The organism is Bariatricus sp. HCP28S3_A4, assembly GCF_052066395.1.
Lineage (GTDB): Bacteria > Bacillota > Clostridia > Lachnospirales > Lachnospiraceae > Allocoprococcus.
On record NZ_JBQHSE010000068.1, the window covers coordinates 1 to 3,447 of the forward strand.

At 46.2% G+C, this 3,447-nt stretch carries 3 protein-coding genes; all 3 read right to left on the reverse strand.

Annotated features, from left to right (window positions below; translation table 11 throughout):
- Positions 1-93: 93 nt before the first annotated feature.
- From ACTNBF_RS16265 to ACTNBF_RS16275, 3 genes are read right to left on the reverse strand one after another with little or no spacing between them, the layout of a single operon-like run.
- Positions 94-1,140 (reverse strand): tyrosine-type recombinase/integrase, encoded by a 1,047-nt coding sequence (locus ACTNBF_RS16265; protein WP_320881625.1) that lies wholly within the window; start codon positions 1,138-1,140, stop codon positions 94-96.
- On the reverse strand, positions 1,124-2,095 hold the full coding sequence (locus ACTNBF_RS16270; protein WP_320813530.1) for a tyrosine-type recombinase/integrase: 972 nt from the start codon (positions 2,093-2,095) through the stop codon (positions 1,124-1,126). Before ACTNBF_RS16270 ends, ACTNBF_RS16265 begins: the two co-directional genes overlap by 17 nt.
- Positions 2,092-3,318 carry a tyrosine-type recombinase/integrase gene (locus ACTNBF_RS16275; protein ID WP_441089689.1) on the reverse strand — a complete coding sequence of 409 codons (1,227 nt, stop codon included), beginning with the start codon at positions 3,316-3,318 and terminating at the stop codon, positions 2,092-2,094. Before ACTNBF_RS16275 ends, ACTNBF_RS16270 begins: the two co-directional genes overlap by 4 nt.
- Positions 3,319-3,447: the final 129 nt, after the last annotated feature.

Sequence of the window (3,447 nt, forward strand, 5' to 3'; positions counted from 1 at the left end):
TCTCCGATATCCAAACTTAAATAAAATCCAAACCTTTTGCAGATGGCGCAGGAAATGCGGTACATAACACCTGAAAAGGTTTGGATTTTATTTTCATCCTTTCTTTCGGACACCGCAGAAATTTACGAGAGATCCATCAGAGTTTTTCCATTTTGCAGATACTTTTTTATCGTTCTCATCTTCTAAAGTAGCAAGTGCTTTTGCTTTCTCCTCGGTTGTAATGTCAAGATAGATCATCGTAGTCTGGAGCTGTTCATGTCCAAGTAAAAAGGAAATCTGTACGATATTCATTCCATCCTCCAGCCAGTGTGAAGCCTTCGAATGCCTGAATTGATGGGCATGGAGATCCAGTGGCACATCTCTGCAGTTTTCATGGGCTGACTTTGCATACTTTTTCAGCATCTTGCTAATGGCTGGCTGAGTCATTTTTCCGTGGCTTCCGGTGTTCCTCGAATAAAAGACATAGGCTTCCGGATCAGGCGTTTCCCCATGAAACTCTCTTAAGTACCGTGTTAAATGGGCAACAACTTTTGGCAGCAGGTAAAGTGTGCGTATCTTGCTTCCCTTTCCGATAATGACAACGTATGCTTTTTCGGCGGATAGATGAAGTTGATTGTTCTTCATCGACAGTATCTCATCCAACCGGGCGGCAGTGCTGTATAAGAGGATGATAAATGCCAGATCCCTGCGTCCACATTTACTTGAGGGATCAGGAGCCTCCATTAATGCCTTTACTGCTTCCCGGGTCAGGCCTTCCACTTTCTTTTTCAGGCATTTCCTTCGGGGAATTTCGGATGCTTCCAGATATAGATGCAGGTAAGCAGCGTCACGGCCGCTGAGATATTTTAAAAATGCACGCAGGGCTGCCAACCTGTTATTACAGCTATCCGGGCTGTTTTTTCTCGATTTTTGCAGCCATACAAGCCACTCTTCTATAACTGTATGGTGGAACACATCGGCACTGAGGCTGCCACATTGAACCTTTTTTTCTTCTTCGAGGTATGTCAGATACAACGCCAATGTATCCCGGTATGATTTCAATGTGTTCATGCTGTCTGTTTTCTGAGACAGGACATAGTTGTTCAGGAATTCTGAAATATACCCGGCAATCCGGATACTTTCCTTAGTAGGTTTCTTCATCCAGGGGCACCTCCGGTATCATCCACTCAGAACTGTTTTCTGTCTGCTCTTTTATGATCTCTGAAAGACCGGGAACAATAGAATAGTAGTATTTTGTGCTTTCAAGCGTTGTATGTCCCATACTCTTGCTCAGATATACAAGTTTGTCATGGAATTCAAAACCATAGCCTGTCCATTGGTTGAGGTTTGTTACAGCATAATGGTGGCGGAATTCGTAGGCGGTGGCGTGAGACGTATTGGCTTTGCGCCATAATAGGTTGAAATTTTTTGTTACCCATCCCCGGTTGAAATGGGAATTCCTTATGGAAGGGAAGAAATATTCCCTCTCTGGCACGATGCCGTTAATGGCTGCATCATATCTGCGCATGATCTCCAGCATGGAATCGTGCAAAACAATGTAGTGCTGGTCATGGCCCTTGGAATACTGGATATCCAGTATCCCTCTCCCCAGATCCACATTTTTCCTGAGGAGCAGCCGGGCTTCATTTGTACGGATTCCACTGCTGTAAAGAAGCCTGAAAAACACAGGGACAGACATTTTTCTTATAATGGTTTCTTTCCTACTGTTGATGACCGGTATGCTGTCACATTCATGGAAAAACCGGATAAGTTCTTCCTCTGTAAAGGCATGTGGGAGGTATCTCCGCCTTTCTTTCCGGGGAATCTGCGGAGGCTGGACATTGGACAAGCCCCGCATGTTGAGAAAACGGACGAAGCTGTCTACCACATAGATCCTCGACCTGCAGGAGTTGTTAGTTTCCGTCCTCCGCTTCCGGCACCAGCCGTCAACCATTTCCTGTGTCAGTGCGGTAGCACACGGATCATTCGCGTGGCAGTAATGGTCAAACAGCATCAGGTTTTCCTCATAGGAAGAATCATTCCATCGCTGGGATGCCTGCCGGTACCTTATAAAGCTATGGATCTGTGGGGAAAGGAACGAACGGAATTCTTTCATATGGACAGCACCTCCTTTGCCAGGGGGAACTGTTCCACGCTCAGGGCGCATTCCTTTAAATGTACAAAATCTGCCCTTAGATAAGGCTCAAGGGAATCCGGGGCTGTATGTCCGAGAGTCTGTGTGATCACAGGCTGCGGTACACCGTTTTCCAGCATAGAGGATGCCAGGTTGTGCCGGAAGATGTGTGTCCCCTTCCTGTCTCCTGGCTTCTGCCGCACTCCTGCAATCCGACAGATTTTTGCTACGATGTTTGCAATTCCCTGGGTGGACAATGGAGAAAAAGGATGCGTTTCTGTCAGGAACAGGCGGGGACAGCCGGTATCCGGCCTTTCCGATTCCAGGTAATCATATATGGCATTCCCTACAACAGCAGAAAGAGGAAGTTCTAAGGGTACGGATGTTTTCTGCTGTGTGACCAGTATCCGTTCATTTTCCCAGTCAATGGAATGGAAAGTAAGTCCGGCGATGTCACACCCCCGAAGCCCCGTAAAAAGGAGCAGGAAGAAAACCGCCCGATTGCGGGCGGAAACTTCGCCTTTTTCTGCCGTTTCCCGTAGAAGCCAGACCTCGTCCTGCGTAAGATACTGGATATTTTTTCTGCTTTCCCTTAGCACAGGAAGGAAACTGAGCACCTTCCGGCACTGGGCAGCTTTCCAGTTAAGCCCTGCTTTGAATACTGCGGCTATGTTTTTCTTGTAAGAGCAGCTTCTTTGCAAAGAACCATCTTCTGCGAGAAAGAATGACAGGACATCCTCTTCCGTTATTTCATCCAGACACTGGGCACCCCGTTGCTGCATCTGATGTAAAAAAGATGCTGTATTGAGTGCTTCGCCCCGTATGGTCGCTTCCTTCTTTCCCCGTTTTTCTTCATACATACGGTAAAAATCAATCAATTCCCGGAATTCCGGACAAAGCAGGTGATAGGAGCCCCTCTCAAACAAAGTGTGTCGGCTTCTACCATCAGGCATGCGACCGAAGTTATCAAACTGCTCCAACGCCCCGATGATAGTTCTTTTGTTTCGCAGATAGTCTTTAGAATGCGGAACTTTTAAGTAATCAAGGTAAGCATCCCGGTAGGACTGCCAGCCGTGGCTGCCTGCTTTAGCCAGTATACGGTTGATCTCCTCCCTGAACCGGCGTATGTAAGTACTGGAATAACCATTGTTTTCCATGAAGGAAAGAAGCTCTTCATGGTGCTCTTTTAAGTTTTGTAAATCCATGGTATGACCTCCCTTTTTGTTATAAGGGAATCATACACCAAAAATAAAATCCAAACCTTTTCAGATGCTATTTATTGCATTTCCTGCATCATCTGCAAAAGGTTTGGATTTTATTTAAGTTTGGATATC

Bases quoted from the DNA above. Each gene is read 5' to 3' on its own strand.
- ACTNBF_RS16270 (WP_320813530.1), bottom strand. From the start codon at position 2,095: ATGAAAGAATTCCGTTCGTTCCTTTCCCCACAGATCCATAGCTTTATA.
- ACTNBF_RS16265 (WP_320881625.1), bottom strand. From the start codon at position 1,140: ATGAAGAAACCTACTAAGGAAAGTATCCGGATTGCCGGGTATATTTCA.
- ACTNBF_RS16275 (WP_441089689.1), bottom strand. From the start codon at position 3,318: ATGGATTTACAAAACTTAAAAGAGCACCATGAAGAGCTTCTTTCCTTC.